The following is a 22,196-nucleotide window of genomic DNA, read 5'->3' on the forward strand; positions in this document are numbered from 1 at the left end:
CTTGTAATTCTGTTCATTTAAATCAATGGATTAGTTTATCTATCTCCCTTTGGCCGCTGTGGCGGTTTATGATTCCCCGATTACACCTCGAAAATCGGAAAATTTGAATATGCAGAAGAAAAATCAGAAGACAGGATTGAATTTGAGTTTAAAGATAAAAAAGAATATGATCAATATCTTAAACTGATCTTGGCAGGTGGCTATGAAGAAACTGAAAAAGGAAGATCATTACTAAAGAACCTTATGTAGATTACTATAAGAATAAAGAACATATCAGGTTGATCCTGCCTAAAGCAGGGAAGAAAAATCCGTATACGATTATTGTTTTCAAGTAAAATATTGAGTACGGTCAAAAAATATTAAAAAAACCATTGGAAAAAATCAATGGTTTTTTTGTGAAAATATTGTTAAAACTTATTGTTTCTCAATCAAATCCAGAAACTGTTGCTCATCTAAAATATGGATTGTTCCGATATCCTGAGCTTTTTTCAGTTTGCTTCCTGCTTTTTCACCTACTACTAGATAATTAAGGTTTTTCGAAACCGCAGAAATATTTTTCCCGCCATGCTTTTCTACCATCTCCTCAGCAGATTCTCTGGTGAATAAAGACAATTTTCCGGTGAAAAGAAATGTTTTTCCCTCTAAAACATTAGATAAAACTTCATTCGTACTTTCTCCTTTTTCAAGCTGTACTCCGTAAGATTTTAAACGCTCGATCATCAGAACGTTTTCAGAATTCTGGAAAAACTCTACAATACTTACTGCAATTTTAGCCCCGATATCTTCTACCTGACAAAGTTCTTCTACAGTTGCACTCTTCAACTCTTCAATCGTTGGGAAGTTTTTCACCAGTTTCTTGGCAACTGTTTCTCCTACGTGTTTGATCCCGATTCCATATAATACTTTCTCAAAAGGAATTTCTTTAGACTTTTCGATTCCTGTGATGATATTCTGCGCAGATTTCTCAGCCATTCTTTCCAGCGGAAGAAGCTGTTCTTTGGTTAAAACATAGAAATCAGCGGGATTTTCGATGAGTTTTTCTCTGTACAGCTGTTCAATAGTTTCACTTCCAAGGTTGTCAATATTCAATGCTTTTCTGGAAACATAGTGAATCATTCTTCCTACTACCTGTGGCGGACAGTGAAGTTCGTTCGGACAGAAATGAATTGCCTGGTCTTCAATTTTTACCAGTTCGGTACCACATTCAGGACAATGTTTGATGTATTCTATTTCTTTGCTCTCTTCTGTTCTTTTATCCGTGTTTACGGCTACAATCTTAGGAATAATTTCGCCTCCTTTTTCTACATATACAAAATCATGTTCATGAAGATCCAGCTTCTTGATGATATCCTCATTATGAAGAGAAGCTCTTTTTACAATAGTTCCGGCCAGCAAAACAGGCTTAAGGTTGGCAACAGGAGTAATGGCACCCGTTCTTCCCACCTGATAAGACACGCTCTGAAGTTCTGTTTCTACCTTTTCTGCTTTAAATTTATAAGCCATTGCCCAACGCGGAGACTTGGCTGTATACCCAAGCTGCCTCTGCTGCTGCAATGAATTAACCTTTAATACAATACCATCAATTTCAAAAGGAAGGTTATGGCGTTCCATATCCCAGAACGTGATAAACTCCTTCACCTCTGCCATTGTTTTACATAATTTGGCCTGCTGTGAGGTTTTGAAGCCCCAGCGCTGCGCTTTCTGAAGCAGTTCCCAGTGGGTTTGTGTAGGAACTTCATCAGAAATAAACTGATACAGTACAGAAGAAAGTCCGCGTTTTCTTACCTCAGCGCTGTCCTGCATTTTCAAACTTCCGCTGGCTGTATTTCTGGGATTCATGAAAGGATCAAGACCTTCTTCTTCACGAAGCTTATTGATTTTGTCAAAGTTTTTTCTGGTCAGATAAATTTCTCCGCGCATGAAAAAGTGAGTCGGGAAATCACCCTTTAAAGTCAGGGGAATATCTGAAATGGTTCTTACGTTCGGGGTAATTTCGTCTCCCTGGAAACCATCACCGCGGGTAACTGCCTGTGACAGTTTTCCGTTTTCATAAAGGATGGAAATAGAAGCACCGTCATACTTCAGTTCAGCAACAAATTCTACCGGATCATTAATCGTTTTGATGATCCTTTTTTCCCAGTCTTCCAGATCATCAAAATCATAGGAATTATCCAGTGAATACATTCTGAATTTATGCTGAATCGTAGGGAAAACCTTGGTAATACCACCACCTACGCGTACTGAAGGAGAGTTTTCATCATAAAATTCGGGGTGCTTGACTTCCAGATCCTGAAGCTCCTGCAAAAGCATGTCGAACTCGTAATCTGTAATAGTGGGCGTATCCAGCTGGTAGTAATTTTCGTTATGCTGGTGAAGCTCTTTGCGGAGCTGTTCTATCTTTTGTTGAATGTTTTCAGACATTGCTTTTCTATCTTTTAAGCAAAAATAACTAAAGTAATCGCATTTAAAAAATAACAGAATTAAATAGTATGGGAAAATTAAAAATCCGTAATATGCTTTAACAGGTTGGTTCTGTAGGAAATACATCCTGTGTTTAAAGTAATTTAACATAACGTTCTGATTTAATTAAAAAAATGTTAAAACTTTATTAAACACCTGCTATTAAAGTCAAAATACCTTTGCACATCAATTAAAGAAACCTCAACATGATCTAGTGACATGAAAATCAAAGAGGTTTCCTGGTGATCATCAAAAAATTAATAAATATAGATCTTCGGAAGAATGAAAAAAGTAAAGATTGTACTGGGATTATTGTTTTTAGGGCTTGGGACTATGGCGTATGCACAGACCACACAGGCTTCTATTGTAGGGAAAGTTACCGGGCCGGGAAGTACGGCTCAGGAAAAAGTGAAAGTAACGATCGTGAATGAGTCCACAGGATTCAGGACCGAAACGGAAACCAACTCAAAAGGGGAATATATTTTTAAGGAAATTCCTCTTGGAGGGCCTTATACAGTTATTGTCAATGATGATAAAAAAGAAGGGTACAATGTCAATTTTGGTGATCAGGTTACAGTCAATGTGGATCTTGGGAATGAAAAACAGATTGAAGAAGTAAAGATTACCGGAAACCTTAAAAACAAAATCGGAAACCTGGGAGCTGCTACAGCAATTTCTGCTAAAAATATCAGTATGCTTCCCGTAAACGGAAGAAACTTTACCAATCTTACCGAGCTATCTCCGCTTAGCGGAAAGGGAGGAAATCTTTCCGGGCAGTTGGGATCTTCCACCAACTTTACGATTGACGGAATGACTGCAAAAAACCCAACTTCTGCAGGATCTACCACCAGCCGGAGCGGTGCACCGTTTTCAATCTCCATTGAAGCCGTACGTGAATTCAAAATCACAACCAACCAATATGATGTAACATTGGGAAGAAGCGGTGGAGGAACCGTAAGTGCCGTTACCAAATCAGGAACCAATAAATTTTCAGGAAGCGCCTGGGAATATTTAAGAACCAACTGGCTTTCCAGTCCGTATGATATCAGGGGAAACAAAAGAGATAATGATTTCTCCACTTCCCAGTTCGGATTTTCCTTGGGTGGACCTATTATTAAAAATAAACTTCATTTCTTCGTGGCTTGGGACCACCAGCTGGATTCAAGACCTTTGGTGATTGCAGATATCAAATCTCCGGATGATGAGAAGAGATTCAATACTACCACGCAGACCCTTAATCAGTTTCTGGATATTGCAAGATCAAAATATGGGGTAGGTAGCAGCCCGCAATTTGGAACGTTTGATAAGGTGAGAAACTCGGATGCCGGATTCTTGCGTTTAGACTGGCAGATCAATGAGAAGCACTTACTGACATTAAGAAATAACTTTACATACGATCTTAATAAAAACGGATTGGGGGATAATACCAATATCAATTTCTTCGAATCCTATGGAAATGATAAAAACCTTGACAACAGTTTATTGTTGACTTTAAGATCAAATCTGAAGCCTAATTTAACCAATGAATTAAAAGCTCAGTATCTTTACACTTTCCAGGACAGTTACCAGAACAATCAATTGGGGAAACCTGTTCCAAGAGCTATTGTGGAAGGAGTGGCTTCAAGCGTGGGGTCTACCAATATTCAGATCGGAGGACACCGTTTTGCTCAGGAAAGCTTTAGGAACAATGTATTCCAGATCGTAGATAACTTATATTACAATACCGATAAAGTAAAATATACTTTCGGAGCAGATCTTATGTATACAACAGCAAAATCTGTGTATGGAAGTGAAGTGAACGGAAGATTCCATTTCCAGGGAATGGGTAACTTTGATGCGATGACCCCTTACCGGTTCTACAGGGAAGTTCCTTTGATGGAAGACCCGTCTGTAAGATCAAACATCTGGAACATCGGTCTATATGGGCAATTCCAGACCAAAGTGGCAAAAGGTCTTGATTTAATGGCCGGTTTAAGATTAGACTACGGAGGTTACCCGAAAGCAGAATTCAACCAGAAACTGTTTGATGAAATGGGAATAAGAACCGATAACCAGATCAAATCATTTGTAATTCAGCCAAGATTCCAGTTTGACTGGAATATCAATGAAGGAAATAAAGACTTCCTTAAGTTCGGTGCCGGAATTTTCTCTTCCGATATCAACAATTATATGATCATTAACAACCTTGTATTCGACGGGAAACATCTTGCTACAGTGGATGTCAATCCTACAGCAATTGGGCTTACTCCTGATTTTAACAGTTATAGAAATGATTATAATTCAGTTCCTTCACTTTCTCAGTATCAGATTCCAACTATTAACTATACCGGTAAGGACGCAAAAATTCCAATCGTTTATAAAGCGAATATCTCTTATACCCATTTCTTCAATGAAAGATTCAGGGCAGGAATTGCAGGATACATGGCTTTAGGTAGAAATAATTACTATTACTACGACAGAAACATGGTGGCCAATCCTTTCTTTACCTTAGCCAATGAAGGCGGACGAGGCGTGTTTATCCCTACAGGTGCTATTACCAATAATGCCAATAATAGTGTAAGTTTCGACTGGAAACAGGGAAGAATCAATAATAATTTCGGTAGAGTATTGGAACTGGTGAGTGATGGTAAAGTAAACCAGTTTTCATTTGTCATAGATACAAGTTACCGTTACTGGAAAGACGGAGAGATCACCGCAAGTTATACATGGTCTGATATCAAAGATAATACCTCGTACAACGGAAACGTAGCCAACTCTGCAACATTGTCTACGATGATTCAAAGTGATCCGAGAGATTTGAGAATGACCTATTCTGATAACCAGTTCCGTAACAAAGTAGTGATCTACGGGAACTCTCCTACCATTGCGGGATTTACCTTAGGAATCAGATATTCAGGGATCGGAGGAACTCGTTTCTCTGCAACCACAGGCGGAAACATCAACGGTGACTTCGTAGACTCCAATGATCTTGCTTTTATCTTCCCGAATATCACTAAATCTATTCTGGATGATCCGCAAGTGGGACAAGCTCTGAAAGATTACATCAACGAGTACAATGGTAAAATTGCAGAACGTAACGGAGGTAAAAACGGATTCTATGGAGTTTGGGATCTGCGTGTGGCAAAGAAAATAAAATTTGATAAAGTAGGTGCTTTTGAACTTTCTGTAGATATCTTCAACGTTGCAAACCTGCTAAACAAAGAATGGGGTGTAAACAACTCATACGGAAATACCTCTCTGTACAAAGTGACCAAGTTTAATAAAGATACCATGCAGTATGAATACACCAAAAACGTAAGCGGTGGCGGTTTGGTTCCAATGTCCGGAAATCCATACCAGATCCAGATAGGAGCGAAGTATTCCTTCTAATATCTTTTTTGAACTACAGAAGACATACAGGAAAGTAAGCTGCTCTTGACCTGGCTTTACTCTAAAAACCTTGTATGTCTTTGTAGTTTCAATTTTTTAATAACTACCTTTATCAGAAAGTTCCAAGACTTTATTTTTAATTATCTAAATTATATTATGAAAAATTTTATCTTAGGGTTAGCAGTTTTAAGTACAGTTATGATGAAAGCACAAACGCGGATCATTGCCCATAGAGGATATTTCCAGACTCAGCCTCCTACCACGGAGAACTCACTTCAATCATTGGAAAATGCCCAGAAATTAAAAATATATGGGTCTGAATTTGATGTAAGAATGACCAAAGATGGTGTATTGGTCATCAACCATGATGAACACCATGGTAAAATGGAAATTTCGGAAACAAGTTTCAAAGAATTAGAAGCATTGAAATTATCCAACGGAGAAAGCTTTCCTACATTAAAAGATTATTTGAAACAGGGGAAAAAAGACAAATCTCTGAAATTAATTGTTGAAATCAAACCGGCCAAGACTCCGGAAATTGAAAACGAGATTACGCAGAAAACCATCAAAATGATCAAAGATATGAGGCTGGAATCTCAGAGTGAGTTTATTTCTTTCAGTCTTAATATCTGTAAAGAGATTAAAAAGCTGGCTCCTGCCTTTAAAGTTCAATATCTGAACGGTGAGCTGTCTCCTGAGCAGATCAAAAAAGAAGGCTTAGACGGTATGGATTATCATTACAGCGTTTTCCAGAAAAATCCTACCTGGATTGCTGATGCAAAAGCTTTAGGATTAATTACCAACTCATGGACTGTAAATGACGTTGCCGTATATGATGAATTAAAAAAGCAGGGAATCGGGTTTGTAACAACCAATATTCCAGATCAGCTAAAGAATAAATAACGATTGAATATCCTTCACCAATAATACAACTGAAGGATGAAATATTCCCCTTCCTTGGAGGGGTGGCAAAAATTCTTTGAATTTTTGACGGGGTGGTTTAAAAGACATCTCGGTTAAACCAATAACAATCATAATTTACACAGTCTGCCTTATTTAAAAGGGCAGACTGTTTCTTTTTTGACGTTAACCAAATCTTTTTAATAATATCGAAAGATAGAGTATAATTGAATGTAGTATATGTTACTGAAAATCATTTTTTTGTGTGTTTTATATGGTATTATCTCAAAGCAAGACAATAAAGATACATAAATGAATCTTTGGAACCGTATTAAAAATACTTAATTGCTTAAGTGTTTACTATTGAGGTTTTTATCCAATATTATTAAGACTTGATTAACATATGGTTTAATAAATTTTTAAGAAACGTTAAAACTGTGTTAAGACCATCCTTGTAATGTCGTTTTAATTTTGCGCAAACAAAAAGGAAATGCGTAAAGAGACACAAAAACTGTTGGTTTTGTCACTGTTAGGATTTGTCAGCGTTAATCTGGCAGCTCAGCAGAAAGCTAAAAAAGATACCATTAAAGGACTTGATGAAGTAGTAGTGACTGCTTTGGGAATCAAGAGGCATGATAGAGCCTTAGGGTATGTTGCTGAGAAAGTAGATGCCAAAACATTTGAAGAAACCCAGAATAATAACTGGGCACAGTCGATGGAAGGAAAAGTGGCTGGTCTTAAAATCCAGACGGCCGGAGCAGGGCCGTTGGGAACTTCCAGAATTACATTAAGAGGAGAAAAATCCATTATGATGGATCATAACTATGCTCTGATTGTAGTGGATGGAGTGCCATTGGGAAATTCTACCACAGGTTCCGGTACGGCAGCGTATGGAGCCGGTTCCGGAGGTGATGTTCCTATTGACCTTGGAAACGGATTAAACAGTATCAATCCTGATGATATTGAATCTGTAACTGTACTGAAAGGAGCTTCTGCAGCTGCATTATATGGTTCCCGTGCTGCCAATGGTGCCTTAATGATCACCACAAAATCCGGAAAAACAAAGAATGGAAAATTAAGAGTAACTTTTAACTCTTCCTCAAGCTTTGATTCCGTCTTGAAATGGCCGGACTGGCAATATGAATACGGACAGGGAACACTGGCAACAAACAATGGTAGTTTTTATTACTCCTATGGTCTTTCTCCTGATGGACCAAGTACGGGCGGCACAAGTAGTGCTTTCGGACCAAAATTTGCCGGGCAGTATTATTTCCAATACGATCCTACTGTAATGGGACAGAGCAAGGAAAGACAATTATGGAGACCTTATGAAAATAATATCAAAGGTTTCTGGAGAACAGGTTCTACTTACTCGAACAGTATTTCAGTAGAAAGCTCCAACGAGAAAACAAGTTTCAGATCTTCGCTTACCTATCTTAATAACGAATGGATGATGCCGAATACAGGCTTCGACAGATTCAATTTTGCTTTATCATTTGCCCATCAGCTTACCCAAAAATTAAAAATATCAACAAAATTTGCCTATAACACTACTTCCAGTGATAACCTTCCTGCAACAGGATACAACAACCAGTCGATTTCCTATTTCATGATCTTCCAGAATCCCAATGTAGATCTGGAGTGGTATAAGCCGATCTGGAAGCCGGGGCAGGAGCAGGTTGACCAAATCCATCCGTTCAGCTCCTATATTGACAATCCATATATGATTGCTTATGAAATGCTGAATGGAGTCAGAAAGAAGACTATTACAGGAAATATCACAGCGGATTATCAGTTTAATAAGAATTTCAGTGTAATGCTGAGGTCCGGTATTGAAATCCTGAACGAAAAAAGAACGACCAAAAGACCCTGGAGCTCTGCCAATTACCTGAAAGGTTTCTACAGAGAACAGTTTATCAAAAACCAGGAATATAATAACGACCTTTTATTTTCTTATAAAGCCGATTGGAATAAATTCAGTATTTCAGCATCAGCAGGGGGAAGCATCCGTTATAATGAATACCTGCTGAATGATTATCAGGCCATCGGATTGAAAACAGCAGGGGAATACAGCCTTACCAATGCGCTTAATATTCCTGTTAAATATCCGGCGCCAAGAGATAAACATGTAGACAGTGTGTACGGGTTACTTACCCTGGGATATGACAATAAAATATTTGTGGACGTTACCGGAAGAAACGACTGGAGCTCTACACTTCCAAAGCAAAACAGATCTTTCTTTTATCCTTCGGTGAGTACCAGTTTCATTCTTTCAGATATTTTTAATCTGAAAAGCAATAATCTGAACTTATGGAAACTGCGAGCTTCATGGGCAAAAGTAGGGATAGACAGTGATCCTTATCTTTTGGATAACTATTATACAGCAAGCAATATTACAGGGAGTGTGGTGGCGCCTACAACTTTTAATAATCCATCTCTTAAGCCTGAAAAAAATACCAATATTGAAGCCGGTATGGATTTCAGCCTTTTCAAAAACCGATTGAACCTTAATCTTACTGCCTATCAGAATTTCAGTGAAAACCAGATTATTCCGGTATCGATGCCTACAGAAAGCGGATATTCCAAAAGGATCATCAATGCCGGAAAAATCCGAAACAGAGGTCTTGAACTTTCAGCGGATATCTTAGCCATAAAAGGTAAAGACTTCTCATGGAAAGTTGGCGGAAACTGGTCTACCAACGAAAACAGGGTGATGACCTTACCGGAAGGATTCGATGGTATTGTTTCCAACGTAGGAGATGTAGTATTCTATAAAATGGAAGTAGGAGGTTCATTGGGCGATATGTATGGCTTTAAATTACTAAGGACTCCGGATGGAAAAGTAATTTATGGCGATAACGGACTTCCTGCAAGACCAGCAGATATTGAAAAAGTAGGAAATGCTTTTCCGAAATGGAGAGCCGGTCTTCAGAATGATTTCCGAATTAAAAACTTTACGATCAGTTTCTCATTTGACGGTCAGTATGGTGGTATTGCTTATTCTCAGTCACATCATAAAATGTCTGAACAGGGTAAGCTGAAATCTACCCTTCCGGGAAGAGACAATCCTGGCGGAATGATTGTAGGAGATGGAGTAGTTCAGAATCCTGACGGATCCTTCAGTACCAATACAAAAGGAGTACTGGTATCTTCTTATTACGGAGATTATTATAGAAGGGCCAATGTGGAAACCAACAGCTTCAGTACAGACTTTATTAAGCTGAGAGACGCAAGAATTGCCTATTCTTTCCCGAAAAAAACCATACAATCTATAGGTCTGGATGATCTTACCATTGCCATTTTCGGAAAGAACCTGTGGATGTGGACCAAATTTCCAATGTTTGATCCCGAAGTGGCTACGTTGGATAATGCAACCATTACTCCCGGAGTGGAAATGGGACAACTTCCGGCAGCAAGAACAGTTGGTTTTCAGTTAAATCTTAAATTCTAAATTTTAAAAATGAAAAAAATAATTATAAATCTGACATTGGCAGTTTCTGTTTTCATGCTTCAGTCCTGCGACAGAACATTTGAAGAAATCAATACAGATACCAGCAAGATCAAAGATCCGTCAGTAGGAAGCCTTCTTGCTCCCATCCAGTATGAAATGGCGAGCTACGGCTACAACAGGGCAGATGATTTCACTTTTGATATGATGCAGATTGCTTTAGACTTTCCCAATGAAGGAAATTCCTACAGCAGATATTACATGGACGAAAAAAGTGGCAATGGCTATTGGAATACTTCTTACAGATGGCTTAAGCAGGTAAATGATCTCAGAAAATATGCAGACAAAGAACAGAATAATAATTACCTCGCTATTTCAATGGTCCTGAGCGCATGGATTGCCTCCAACCTTACCGATGCTTTCGGAGATATACCTTTATCTGAAGCACTTAAAGTTGAAGAAAATATTTTAAGACCAAAATATGATAAGCAGAAAGAGATCTACATTCAGCTGTTAAATGATCTGAAAACAGCCAACTCGTTGTTCAATACCAATCAGACATTAACGGAAACCGATCTGTTTTATAATGCCAACACCAACAGCCAGACGGGGATTTTAGGATGGAAAAAATTCTGTAATTCTCTTTCATTAAGATTATTAACAAGAATTCTAAACCGAAACGGAGAAGTAAATGTGTATGAAAGAATTCAGGAAATTATCAATAATCCGGCTCAATATCCCATTTTTCAGAATAATACAGATAGTGCGGTGCTGCCGCTTTCCGGAATATCTCCCTATCTGCCGCCAATAGCCCGTCCACAGGATTTTACAGCTTCCAGGGCTGCAGGTGAATTCTTTGTGAATGCCATGAAAGACAATAATGACCCAAGACTGAGCCTATTTTTCACGAAAGCGAAAGCAGGAACAGGAGAAGATCTTGGTTATAAAGGAGCTCCTTCAGGATACGCCTTGGGAACATCTTTCAACTATCAGCCTTCCAACCTTAATCAGAATCTGGCGAAAGCACCTTTAAAGATTTTAATCATGACTTATTCTGAAGTTCAGTTTATCCTGGCAGAATTAGCCAATAAAGGAATCATCGCAGGAAACCAGCAAACTTACTACGAAACCGGAGTGAAATCTATCATTGAGCAGTGGGGAGCAACAGTTCCGTCCAATTATTTCAGCAATCCTAAAGTAGCATATGATGGTTCCCTGGAAAAAATTATGCTTCAGAAATACATTTCCCTGTTTTTTGTAGACCATCAGCAATGGTACGAATACAGACGCACAAAGCTGCCGGTATTGCCCAATAACGGCGGACTTCAGAACGGCGGGCAGATGCCTGTAAGGTTTATGTATCCTACCACTACAAAAGTAATGAATACAGATAATTATAATGCAGCCGTACAATCGATGGGAGGAGACAACATCAATGTAAAAATGTGGTGGAATAAATAAGTTGGAATTTAAAGATTAAAATAATTTAAAAATTAAAAGATAATGAGTATCAATATACAATTTTTAATGCCCTGTATGCTGGTATCAGCGATGGCATTCTCACAAGCTTCTGTTTCCGGATATGTTTACGAAGACAGCAACAAAAACCAAAAGAAAGAAAACCGCGAGAAAGGAATAGAAGGTGTATCTGTTTCCAATGGTGTTCAGGTGGTTCTTACCGATAAATACGGAAGATACAGCCTGCCGGTTCAGGAAGATCAGACTGTTTTTGTGATCAAACCTTCAGGTTATCAGACTGCTTTAAATGCGAACAACCTTCCACAGTTTTATTATCATCATAAACCAAAAGGTTCGCCGGCAGATTTTAAATACAAAGGAGTAGCTGCCACAGGAGATCTTCCCAAAGAGCTGAACTTCCCGCTTTACCCGCAAAAAGAAGATAAAAACTTTGATATCCTTGTTTTTGGTGATCCGCAGCCTTACACAGAAAAAGAACTGGATTATTTCAAAAGAGGAATTGTAAACGAAGTGAAGAATACAAAGAAAAATGCAGTGTTGGGAATCAGTCTTGGAGATTTGGTGGGAGACAACTTAAGCCTTCAGAAACCTTATGCAGACGTTATGAAAGAAGTGGGGCTTCCCTGGTATAATGTGATGGGAAATCATGACATGAACTATGATGCAAAAGAAGACAGGCTTTCCGATGAAACATTTGAATCCAATTTTGGCCCTGCCAATTATTCCTTCAATTATGGGAACGTGCACTTCATCATTCTGGATGATATCCTTTATCCGGATCCGAGAGATGGTAAAGGATATTGGGGCGGATTCCGTGAAGACCAGCTTCAGTTCATTGAAAACGACCTGAAACTGGTTGATAAAAATAAACTGATCGTCATTTCTTTTCATATTCCATTGGAACATAATAATGAAGACAACTTCAGAAATGCGGACCGTCAGAAATTATTTGATTTTCTGAATCCTTTCCGGAATGTATTGCTTTTGTCGGCACATACTCACATCCAGCAGCAGATTTTCTACGGCAAAAAAGCAGGCTGGAACGGGATAAAAGAACTGCACGAATATAACGTAGGAACTACTTGTGGCGACTGGTACTCGGGAACACCGGATGATGCCGGACTTCCTACTTCCACGATGAGAGACGGTACTGCAAAAGGATATTCTTTCATCAGCTTTACAGACAATCAGTATAAAGTTAAATACAGAACAGCCGGAAAACCGGAAGATTATCAGATCAAACTATATGTTCCGAAAGTAATTCCTACATCAAGAACTTCTGCAAAAGTATTGGCCAACTTCTTTATGGGAAGCAAAAAAGACAAGGTAGAATACAGAATAGATGGTGGAAAATGGGAAGAAATGGAGTATGATGAAACCATAGATCCGAATTTTGCCCTTTCCGTTTTCAAATGGGATGCCACAGAGACAATTTTTCCGGGAAGAAGGCCTTCCAACCCTGAAATGTCAAAACACATCTGGGAAGCAGATTTTCCTAAAAAATTATCATTAGGAAAGCACACCGTTGAGGTGAAGGCTGTTGATATGTATGGAAACGAATTCTCAGCCTCAGAAGAATTTGAAGTTCAGAACGCCATTCAGATTCCTTAAGCATTTTATTTTTTTTACTATACCCTTTTTTAGATTTTGAAGCCGGTTCTCATGAGCCGGTTTTAATTTTTTGCTGAGGCCTAGATTAACCACAAAAGTCACAAAAGTTTTAAGCACTCAATTTTTTTAAGCTATAAATTTGAGTATAAGAAGTACACTTAAGTTTTATAAAAAAATACACGTTTTCATCTTATATGATAAATTAAATCTGTGTTTTCACCGTTTCGTAAAAATGTTCTTTCGTAACTTTGTATCAAGAAAAGTATCATTACTATGAATATAAACGGAAAAAATGCCATCGTAACAGGTGGCGGAAGAGGACTAGGGAAAGCTGTAGCACTGGCTTTAGCCAATGAAGGAGTAAACGTTGCCATTACAGGAAGAAACGAGGAAAATCTTAAAATGACGGTTGAAGAGATCAAGAAACTGGGTGTAAACTCAGCATACGCCGTTTTTTCTGTAGACAATGAAATTCAGGTAAAAGCTGGAATAGAATCTTTAGCAGAGCAATTGGGAGGTATTGATATTCTGATCAACAATGCAGGGATAGGAGACTTCGGAAGTATTGAAGAAATGCCTTCTGAAACATGGGAGCAGGTTATTAAAACCAACCTATTCGGAGTGTATTACGCAGCCAAAGCAGCTCATCCATTTATGAAAGCTAAAGGAGAGGGGGATATTGTAAACGTAGCATCTACTGCAGGTCTTAAAGGAGGTCCGAATATGTCCGCATATGCCGCTTCAAAAGCAGCAGTTGTATCTTTATCCCAATCGATGATGGCAGAATGGAGAAAACAGAATATCCGTGTAATCACTCTGACTCCAAGTACCATTGCTTCTGATATGAGCATTCAGGGTGGACTTACAGACGGAAATCCTGATAAAGTATTACAGCCGGAAGACTTTGCAGAATGGGTAAGAGATATCCTGAAAATGAACAGAAGAGCGTTAATTGCCAACGGTTCTATTTTCTCTACGAATCCATAATAAGATTTAAAATTTAAAGTTCAAGGTTTAGAGTTTAATGTTTTTGATAAAGAACAATTTTAATCTAGCTTAGATAATAAAATTCAATAGGAGCGGGCTTTAGCCCGCTTTCTCTTTTACCGTGTTTCTGGGGCTTTAGCCAAAACTTACAGTTTCTTGTATTTCAATAAAATAATCAGAGGTTGTAATAAGTTTTGGCTAAAGCCAATGGAATTTGTCTTAATTTTGAAGATGGGCTAAAGCCCATCCCTATTGAATATAGTATACGCAATCATCCGTGATATCCGTGCAATCTGTGGAAAAAAACATAAATAAACTTTCCCATAGTACCATTCAAAAAAAATAAAAAAGATCCCCGGTTTCAGCCAAAAATCTCTCCATCATTTTTTTAACCGTAATAACATTAGTATTTTTGCAGCAAATTAGTCACATGCAAAATTATTTAGAATTCAATTTCAAGATTTCTCCATTGCAACCTTGGAATGAGATATTAATGGCAGAGCTTATAGAAATAGGTTTTGACAGCTTTACAGAAGAAATTGACGGAATTTTAGGATATATCCAGACAGAATTGTTTCAGGAAGATCAGTTGAAGGCGCTTCCGATCTTTGAAAACGAAAATGTAAAAATTGAATATTCTTTCGAAGAAATGCCGAATATCAACTGGAACGAAGAATGGGAAAAGAACTTTTCTCCAATTAATATTGATGATAAAGTATTGATCAGAGCTGAGTTCCATGAATCTGTACCGGGAATGCATGAAATTATTATTCAGCCTAAAATGTCTTTCGGAACCGGGCATCACCCAACCACCCACCTGATGATCCAGCAAATGATGGATATTGACTTTAATGGGAAGACGGTACTGGATATGGGATGCGGAACCTCTGTATTGGCAATTTATGCAAAACAGCAGGGAGCAGGAGATACAAAAGCCATCGATATTGATGAATGGTCAGTAGAAAATTCAAAAGAAAATGCTGTAAGAAACAGTGTAGAATTAGATATTGAACAGGGAACTGCCGAAAATTTAGGAAAAGAAAATTTCGATATTATTTTAGCCAATATCAACAGAAATATTCTGATTTCCGATATCCCAACGTATGTTTCAGTATTGAATGACGGAGGACAACTATTGCTTTCAGGGCTTTGTTTCTTTGATGTGGATGATATTCTGGAAGTATGCAAAGAAAGCGGACTTGAGCTGAAAAAACAGTTACAGCGTGAAGAATGGGTAAGCCTTCTGCTTGAAAAATAACAGACCAAAAACAAAATACGAATATGAAAACTTTATGGACAGCTTTATTTTTACTGATGCTGCAGTTTTTTGCCGCTCAGGAAAATGAAGCATATGCAGATGGTATCTTTAGCTTTGAAGAAAATAAAACCCAGAAAATTTTTACAGACTGGACCCGCGTGAGGTCAGATCCCGGAGTGAATGCTCAGATTGTAGATTCATTGCAGGTGAACCAACAGGTAATGATTCTTAAAAAAGAAAATGGAGTCCTGAAACTGGGAGAAAGAAGTGCTAACTGGTATAAAATCTCTTATCAGAAAGGAGAAAATACATTGGAAGGATATCTCTGGGGTGGCAATCTTTGTGTAGGATACCGTAACAAAAACGGGTATGATTTTCTTTTCGGACTTTCCAAAATAATTGACAGGAAAAATAAAGAATACAATGAGACCGAAAAGCAGAACATTGCCGGAATAAAAATGATGGAAGGAAATACACTCATTGATGAGGTATATTTTGATACAGGAAAAGGAGAAGAACTGAGTTCCGCAGCATTCAATATAGAAAGCAGTCATAAATTGCAGAATGTTGAATTTACCCTCAAAGCAATGGTTTCCGGTGAAGCCTGTGGAATAGCAAGCTATGATCAGTATGTTCTTTTTAAAGATAGAAAACTGATTACCCTTCCGCAATTAATGAACGTAGGGGATGCCGGAGCTTATTATCACAGTGAAGAATATGTTTTTCCGAATGACAAAGGTGGAATTCCCAATACTTTTATCTTAAAAGTAGAAGACATGGAAGTAGATGAAAAAGACAGAGAGAAAAAGAAAAGCGCTTCCAAAACTTATCTCTGGAACGGAAGTTCTTATAAACTGAAATAATACTTTATTTTTAATACCTTAAACCGTTGTATCTGCAGCGGTTTTCTTTTTTAAGAAGGGTATAACATAAAAATAGGACTGGAACAAACCAATCCTACCTAAACATGATTAAGTGTATAGTTTAGCCATTAATGGCTACAAGGAATTAAAGCACAAAAAGATTTTTATCGATCCTTAATCTATGTTTCTTTTACTACTAATTAAAAACGAACTAAATGACCTTTCGGCGTTACCATGTAAAAATAGAACGCCCTGCTTTCTTGATGGGCAAAAATTATGCTGATGCGGCAAAATAGGCAGTTGAAACAGTATTTTAGACCAATGAAACGGATTGTAGTTTTATGATTCAAAAATTAAGAGTACAGTGCCTGCGATGATCAATAGAGCTCCGATCGCTGTTTTCAATGTGAGAGATTCCCCAAGAAACAAAACAGACAGGATAATAGTCAATGCCACACTTAATTTATCCACAGGAGCTACCTGCGTTACTTTACCAAGCTGTAAGGCTTTAAAATAAAATATCCATGAAAGCCCTGTCGCAATACCAGAGACGGCAATGTAGATAAGATTATGGCGGGAAAGTGCCGGAATTCCTTTGTACTCACTTCGTGCGAATACTATTCCCCAGGCAACCAGTAAAATAATAAAACTTCTTATAGCTGTCGCCAGGTTTGAATTCACTCCGGTAATTCCGATTTTAGCAAAAATGGCAGTCAATGAAGCAAAAAAAGCTGAAAGAAGAGCATATACCCACCACATATTTTTAAGTTTTAAAAATTATTGATCCGTATTATTGTAAGCCAGCTTCATTTTTTAGTTATTCCCCGGTTATTCTTTACCTAAAGATAATCATAATAAGCGATAAAACGATCGTACTTTCCCTTATTTATTTTATCCGGTCATTACATTCTTTGAATCTGTCAAAGCAGCAATCAGAAAGTTTATGGGAATGAACCAAATAAAATAAACTAAAAAAGGCTTGGATAACCTTTTTGAACCTGCAATAATTTGTGCAATAATGCTTAGATTTGGAAGCCGGATTGACATGTAATCCATAGATCGTTAAGAAGAAATTGAAGGACAAAAACTGTGAAATGACGAATGTATTTGAAAATTACCTATCCTCCACAGGAGGGCTATCAGCTGAGGAAATCAACTTTTCTGCGCAATTTTTTAAACCAGTCAGCTTAAAAAAAGGTGATTTTTTTATTCGTGAGAACGAATTCTGCCGTCATATTGGATTTATCGCCAGCGGTGCTGTAAAAGCATACGCTGTTGACAGGAATGGTAAGGAAAATATAACCTGTTTCAAGTTTGAAAATGAATTTGTCACCTCATTTCAGGAATTTGTAACACAGGAAAAATCCAGGAGGAGTATCAGGGCTATTGAAGATAGTGTGCTGTATGGAATAAGCTACCCGGATTATCAGCATTTGCTTGATAAGGTAACTTCCTGGAACGGTGTTATAAAGTCGGTGATAGAGCAGGAGTACATCCAAAAGGAACATTATATGCTTAATTACAATAATAGGCCGGCTGTAGATAAATACCGTCATGTTCTTTCTAACGAACCCATGCTCGTACAGCGCATATCAACGCAGGATCTGGCATCATACCTGGGCATCACACAGCGATCGCTTACGCGGGCGAAGGGACAAATACATAGATCCAACGCATTATAGGACAAATGTCCTTAAGCAGTCGCTGATCAGCGGAGTAAATTTGCACAAAAAAATCTATGTTGCATCAAATTGCTCCCGAAGTGTTCCAAATTCCATTGATGCCACGGAACAGCATCAATTGCTATATTATCGAAGGTGTATTGGTAGACTCGGGAATACGGAGTTCTTATACCACTGTAAAGAAAGCTCTCGAGAAAATACCCGTTTATCAGCATATATTAACGCATGCACATGCAGACCACCAGGGCTGTAGTGATCAGGTATGCGCTGAGTTCGCGATTCCCCTGCTCTGTCATCCCGACGAAGTTTTTAGGACCGAAACAGGTCTGGTAACCAACGATTATCCAACACCTCAGCATTGGGTAGCAAAGCTTCAGCAGAAGTACTGGGCAGGCCAGGGGCATAAAGTTGAACGGACGATTGTTGAAAACGATATGATCGGAAACTTTCGGGTAATAGAAACCCCCGGACATTCAGCAGGACATATTTCTTTATTCCGGGAGCGGGATGGTATACTGATAATAGGAGATGCGGCAACAAATATGAACCTGCTCACAACAGCGGTCGGTCTGCGGCTTCCACCAAACATATTCACCTCGGATCAGCAGTGCAATATCAAATCGCTCCAGAAGTTAGCAAAACTGAACCCGGCCATTATCTGCTTCGGCCACGGACCAATCATGCGGAATACAGATCGGAAGTTTGAGCAATTTGCAGCTAAATGCAGCGCGGCTATTTAAAAACAGCTTGATATCAATTTTTGCTTAGCCCACAACTTTTATATTTGATCCCATTATTGTCTGCAATTAGAGATTTTGCTATTGAATAATAAACAAAAAAGACTCACTGTTTCCAGTAAGTCTTTAAGTGAACTCGCTGGTAGGCTACCCAAACTATTTTTATAATGATATCGAAAATATTTTACTTTTATGTAGTTGAAAATAAGGTACTTATGATTTTGTTCTTTTTGTTTGATTCCTGTTAAGTTATCTTGATGGTATTTGTTTTGAACATTTTCATTTTAATAATCTTTTGTTTGAAGGTATCTTTGTTAATTAGTTTTTTAGGTAATGCGGATGCGGTGATCATATCGGATTAGCTGCTTAAATATTGAATATAAGTTACAATTTGAATTATAGAGTTGGCAATTAACCAACTCTATTTTTTTTATGGTGAGGAACATGATTTTATTGATGAGGCAGCAAAGGCTGAATAAAATTTAGAATATCAATCGTACTTTTATATGCTGGATTATAAGAGGGGGTATATTTTATATAACCAAAGGTTTGAAGTTGTTTGAAATATTTGTGATAGGTGGGTATTGTTAAAATGTGAGAGTGATACATGAGCTTACTTCTGCTTACATTTATAGAATCGGTTTCATTTTGGTCTTGTAGGTACGCTAGCTTAAAAATGGCTAACAATAAAGTAACATGATAAACATTAAGACGGGGGTCTTGACTAAGTACAGTCAAATATTCCAACATTGTATCTCTTTTAGGCTTTTCCATTTTCAAATAAGTTTTTTAGATCTGGAAGGCTATAATAATATGATCCTAAAATTTTTTTAAAGCGTATTTTTCCAGTGATACGGAGATTCTGTAAAGTTGCCGGAGATATGTTCATAAACTGGCGAGCCACTTTACTACGTACCCATTCAACACCGGAACCATTCGCGTTGGAAATAGCATTGAGTTTTGCGTTCAACAGTTTTTCTATTTCTATCAATAACTGCGTTTTAAACAGCGCAAGGTCTTCTTTTGTAAGTACTTCAAATGTTTGCATAATTATATCAGTATGTTCAATTTTCAATAAGGCAAATCATTATTATCCTTATCGATTTGATAAGTTGATTATTTCATTACTACTTACTGATGGTTATTTATACAACAATAATCTACAAAAGTATCGGCTATTTTTTATCTTATTAACATTCGTAATTGTTTGCTTCATATCCGTTGTACTTTGACAAATTCATGTTCATATTGTGGGTGATTGGACATCAAATGTTTTAAGATCTTGGTTTTAATTCCACATTTTATTTTTATGAAGTCTCAAAATTCTATGAATAAAAAGTTTTGGGAAAAGACTTTTCTGATTGTAGCCTATTTTGTCGTATGATTTCCATTGTGAACTTGGGAGAATTAGCACCTGTTTTAAAGTGACTTAAAAACATTCTGCATTATAATAAATTCAAAACATCTAAACTTTAAATCCTTACGGTTAACCGTAAAAACAAAAATACTATCATAAGTACTTAGTAATATGATTAAAATAACATTACCAAGTAGCGAAATGATCAGGGCTATCAATGACGCTAAAGAGGACTGCCTTCAACCCATTTTTTATAAAATACAATGTTAGCTTCAAGAAATTATCAATGGAAATAGAACCTAATGAAGGATTTGAATATGATCCATCAGATATTTTTCATTTAGCTTGGCATGCTAGGGATTATAAATATTTTTTATGAGACCATTATTAAATGCGCCAAACCCCGATTAGTCGGGTTTTTTAGTTTTGAGCATTAGCGTGCAGTTTGATAAAAGCTAATTAATCTCACTATCGTGAAAATACTGGATAAAAATATGGGGTTTTCCCCCATGTCGTGCTTCAATTTTTTTTATAATATTGACGTTAGTACTGTGAGAAAAACCAATTGTCAATAATTTCAAGGTGTATCTTTAAATATAAGATACACAGCTCCTTATTTTCATAGGTTTCATTGCATTTAACCAAAAAACTATAATAGCCTATGAAAAGAATTCATTTTTCAAGAATCATGCTCTGTGCGTTTCTTTTAGGTTCCCATTTAGCCTTTTCCCAATTAATTTCGGGGGAACCACAAATTTGGGAAAAGATTGATCACGGACCGCGGGACGCACTCAAATGTAAAGACGATAATCTCTTGAATTTCCATTGCGGAATAAAAGATAAGGTCGTCAAAAAATTCATCCGCTACAGTAAGAATAAAAGTCACACCCTAAGTCTAGTCCATACAGCGAAGACTAATGAATTGATTTGGGATAATTCAGAAAAAAATGTGGCACTTTCCAACAACCGCTATAAAAAAGGTGAAAAAAATGAAATTGAATTAAAGAAACGCCCGAGTATCTTTACGTTCACCAGCAGCCCAGATCCTAAAAAAGGTAAAACAGATAGTCTTAATATCAAGTTATCCGATCAAAATCTCCATGAGATGATCTTTTACCCAAGACGAGCTACAGTAAAAGAATTGAATAATATCCACTCTTATCTTTCGATAAAATATGGGATCTCATTAGACAATTCAAAATACTATAATAGTGAAGGGACTGTTATTTGGGACCCCGACAAGCACAGAGACTTTAAGGCCAGGTTAACGGGCATGGGCAGGGATGATGGAAATGAACTGTATCAAAAGCAGTCAAAAAATACTGAAGATGGAAACCTAACAATAGGGTTAAACGAGATAAAAAGAACCAATGCCGAAAATCCGTCTCACTTAAATAACAATGAATTTATCCTTTGGTCTGATGATAATAAAGACCTCAACTTATCTCAGGACGGAAATTTTTCGAAGCTGAACCGTAACTGGCAAATAAACTTCTTGGGCTCTAAAGTCGAAAAATCCAATTATTCTGTCAGAATCGAAAAATCTTTATTAAATCCCAAATCTTTGCAAAACATCTATTGGCTATTTATCACAAATTCTGCGGGTGATCTAAGAAAGGTACAGGGAGTGGAAATTGATCAATATGTTTTGTTCAATAAAGTTGCCTTTATAAACGATGGGGAAATTGGAGATACTACATTTTTTACATTTGCAGTAAGTCCTAAAAAAGATCCCAAAGAAGAAATAGGTGCAAACTCCAACAAGCCGGTAGATCCTAACAGCCTTTCCATTGATCTTGACAAAATTGTCCTATTTCCTAATCCTGTTAAAAAGGGACAGAATTTTACTTTGCGTTTCCCACCAATGGAAAACCTAGTAGTATCAATTTATGATGGAGCCGGTAGATTGGTCGCTTTAGATAAAGTTGACAAAAACTCAAACCATTATTTTAATCAGCTACCAACGCAAAGTGGGTACCTCATTAATCTTACACAAAATGGAAAAATCATAAAAACTTTCAAATTAATCGTAGAATAATAACCAT

The 22,196-nt window shown here is 37.4% G+C and carries 15 protein-coding genes; 11 read left to right on the forward strand and 4 right to left on the reverse strand.

The window, feature by feature from the left end; translation table 11 throughout:
- Window positions 1-414: 414 nt before the first annotated feature.
- Window positions 415-2,421: an NAD-dependent DNA ligase LigA gene (ligA, locus tag ACP3T3_RS19845; protein ID WP_426477452.1), complete on the reverse strand. Its 2,007-nt coding sequence runs from the start codon at window positions 2,419-2,421 to the stop codon at window positions 415-417.
- A gap of 321 nt (window positions 2,422-2,742) precedes the next feature.
- On the opposite strand from ligA, the gene ACP3T3_RS19850 reads away from it, so the two are divergent.
- From ACP3T3_RS19850 to ACP3T3_RS19885, 8 genes are all read left to right on the forward strand, one after another.
- Entirely contained in the window at window positions 2,743-5,829 is a 3,087-nt protein-coding gene (locus ACP3T3_RS19850; protein WP_426477453.1) for a carboxypeptidase regulatory-like domain-containing protein, read from the forward strand.
- A gap of 156 nt (window positions 5,830-5,985) precedes the next feature.
- Window positions 5,986-6,732 carry a glycerophosphodiester phosphodiesterase family protein gene (locus tag ACP3T3_RS19855; protein ID WP_426477454.1) on the forward strand — a complete coding sequence of 249 codons (747 nt, stop codon included), beginning with the start codon at window positions 5,986-5,988 and terminating at the stop codon, window positions 6,730-6,732.
- Window positions 6,733-7,219: 487 nt separating this feature from the next.
- Window positions 7,220-10,180, forward strand: coding sequence for a SusC/RagA family TonB-linked outer membrane protein (locus tag ACP3T3_RS19860; RefSeq protein WP_426477455.1), 2,961 nt, complete (start codon window positions 7,220-7,222; stop codon window positions 10,178-10,180).
- A gap of 9 nt (window positions 10,181-10,189) precedes the next feature.
- Complete coding sequence (locus ACP3T3_RS19865) at window positions 10,190-11,638, forward strand: SusD/RagB family nutrient-binding outer membrane lipoprotein (RefSeq protein WP_426477456.1); 1,449 nt, start codon at window positions 10,190-10,192, stop codon at window positions 11,636-11,638.
- Between the two features lie 66 nt (window positions 11,639-11,704).
- The gene (locus ACP3T3_RS19870; RefSeq protein ID WP_426479993.1) at window positions 11,705-13,267 is read left to right on the forward strand and encodes a calcineurin-like phosphoesterase C-terminal domain-containing protein; all 1,563 of its coding nucleotides are present in this window, start codon (window positions 11,705-11,707) and stop codon (window positions 13,265-13,267) included.
- Window positions 13,268-13,540: 273 nt separating this feature from the next.
- Window positions 13,541-14,254: a 3-ketoacyl-ACP reductase gene (locus ACP3T3_RS19875; protein WP_077415804.1), complete on the forward strand. Its 714-nt coding sequence runs from the start codon at window positions 13,541-13,543 to the stop codon at window positions 14,252-14,254.
- 430 nt (window positions 14,255-14,684) lie between these two features.
- Complete coding sequence (gene prmA / locus ACP3T3_RS19880) at window positions 14,685-15,512, forward strand: 50S ribosomal protein L11 methyltransferase (protein ID WP_426477457.1); 828 nt, start codon at window positions 14,685-14,687, stop codon at window positions 15,510-15,512.
- A 23-nt stretch (window positions 15,513-15,535) separates the two neighbouring features.
- On the forward strand, window positions 15,536-16,375 hold the full coding sequence (locus tag ACP3T3_RS19885; RefSeq protein WP_426477458.1) for an SH3 domain-containing protein: 840 nt from the start codon (window positions 15,536-15,538) through the stop codon (window positions 16,373-16,375).
- A 339-nt stretch (window positions 16,376-16,714) separates the two neighbouring features.
- Here ACP3T3_RS19885 and ACP3T3_RS19890 read toward each other — a convergent pair whose 3' ends face one another.
- Window positions 16,715-17,134: an EamA family transporter gene (locus ACP3T3_RS19890; protein WP_426477459.1), complete on the reverse strand. Its 420-nt coding sequence runs from the start codon at window positions 17,132-17,134 to the stop codon at window positions 16,715-16,717.
- Window positions 17,135-17,469: 335 nt separating this feature from the next.
- On the opposite strand from ACP3T3_RS19890, the gene ACP3T3_RS19895 reads away from it, so the two are divergent.
- Window positions 17,470-18,057 carry a Crp/Fnr family transcriptional regulator gene (locus tag ACP3T3_RS19895; protein WP_426477460.1) on the forward strand — a complete coding sequence of 196 codons (588 nt, stop codon included), beginning with the start codon at window positions 17,470-17,472 and terminating at the stop codon, window positions 18,055-18,057.
- Between the two features lie 56 nt (window positions 18,058-18,113).
- Window positions 18,114-18,797: an MBL fold metallo-hydrolase gene (locus ACP3T3_RS19900; RefSeq protein ID WP_426477461.1), complete on the forward strand. Its 684-nt coding sequence runs from the start codon at window positions 18,114-18,116 to the stop codon at window positions 18,795-18,797.
- Window positions 18,798-19,244: 447 nt separating this feature from the next.
- Here ACP3T3_RS19900 and ACP3T3_RS19905 read toward each other — a convergent pair whose 3' ends face one another.
- Window positions 19,245-19,568, reverse strand: coding sequence for a hypothetical protein (locus ACP3T3_RS19905; RefSeq protein WP_426477462.1), 324 nt, complete (start codon window positions 19,566-19,568; stop codon window positions 19,245-19,247).
- A complete protein-coding gene (locus ACP3T3_RS19910) occupies window positions 19,555-19,842 on the reverse strand; it encodes a DNA-binding protein (protein ID WP_426477463.1) in 288 nt (95 codons plus the stop codon). The genes ACP3T3_RS19905 and ACP3T3_RS19910 overlap by 14 nt, the downstream gene beginning before the upstream one ends.
- Window positions 19,843-20,812: 970 nt before the next feature.
- On the opposite strand from ACP3T3_RS19910, the gene ACP3T3_RS19915 reads away from it, so the two are divergent.
- The gene (locus ACP3T3_RS19915) at window positions 20,813-22,189 is read left to right on the forward strand and encodes a T9SS type A sorting domain-containing protein (protein WP_426477464.1); all 1,377 of its coding nucleotides are present in this window, start codon (window positions 20,813-20,815) and stop codon (window positions 22,187-22,189) included.
- Window positions 22,190-22,196: the final 7 nt, after the last annotated feature.

The organism is Chryseobacterium sp. CBSDS_008, assembly GCF_049959325.1.
Classification (GTDB): domain Bacteria; phylum Bacteroidota; class Bacteroidia; order Flavobacteriales; family Weeksellaceae; genus Chryseobacterium.

Bases quoted from the DNA above. Each gene is read 5' to 3' on its own strand.
- ACP3T3_RS19890 (WP_426477459.1), bottom strand. From the start codon at position 17,134: ATGTGGTGGGTATATGCTCTTCTTTCAGCTTTTTTTGCTTCATTGACT.
- ACP3T3_RS19875 (WP_077415804.1), top strand. From the start codon at position 13,541: ATGAATATAAACGGAAAAAATGCCATCGTAACAGGTGGCGGAAGAGGA.
- ACP3T3_RS19855 (WP_426477454.1), top strand. From the start codon at position 5,986: ATGAAAAATTTTATCTTAGGGTTAGCAGTTTTAAGTACAGTTATGATG.
- ACP3T3_RS19910 (WP_426477463.1), bottom strand. From the start codon at position 19,842: ATGCAAACATTTGAAGTACTTACAAAAGAAGACCTTGCGCTGTTTAAA.
- ACP3T3_RS19915 (WP_426477464.1), top strand. From the start codon at position 20,813: ATGAAAAGAATTCATTTTTCAAGAATCATGCTCTGTGCGTTTCTTTTA.
- ACP3T3_RS19900 (WP_426477461.1), top strand. From the start codon at position 18,114: ATGTTGCATCAAATTGCTCCCGAAGTGTTCCAAATTCCATTGATGCCA.
- ACP3T3_RS19885 (WP_426477458.1), top strand. From the start codon at position 15,536: ATGAAAACTTTATGGACAGCTTTATTTTTACTGATGCTGCAGTTTTTT.
- ACP3T3_RS19865 (WP_426477456.1), top strand. From the start codon at position 10,190: ATGAAAAAAATAATTATAAATCTGACATTGGCAGTTTCTGTTTTCATG.
- ligA (WP_426477452.1), bottom strand. From the start codon at position 2,421: ATGTCTGAAAACATTCAACAAAAGATAGAACAGCTCCGCAAAGAGCTT.
- prmA (WP_426477457.1), top strand. From the start codon at position 14,685: ATGCAAAATTATTTAGAATTCAATTTCAAGATTTCTCCATTGCAACCT.
- ACP3T3_RS19870 (WP_426479993.1), top strand. From the start codon at position 11,705: ATGCCCTGTATGCTGGTATCAGCGATGGCATTCTCACAAGCTTCTGTT.
- ACP3T3_RS19860 (WP_426477455.1), top strand. From the start codon at position 7,220: ATGCGTAAAGAGACACAAAAACTGTTGGTTTTGTCACTGTTAGGATTT.
- ACP3T3_RS19905 (WP_426477462.1), bottom strand. From the start codon at position 19,568: ATGGAAAAGCCTAAAAGAGATACAATGTTGGAATATTTGACTGTACTT.
- ACP3T3_RS19895 (WP_426477460.1), top strand. From the start codon at position 17,470: ATGACGAATGTATTTGAAAATTACCTATCCTCCACAGGAGGGCTATCA.
- ACP3T3_RS19850 (WP_426477453.1), top strand. From the start codon at position 2,743: ATGAAAAAAGTAAAGATTGTACTGGGATTATTGTTTTTAGGGCTTGGG.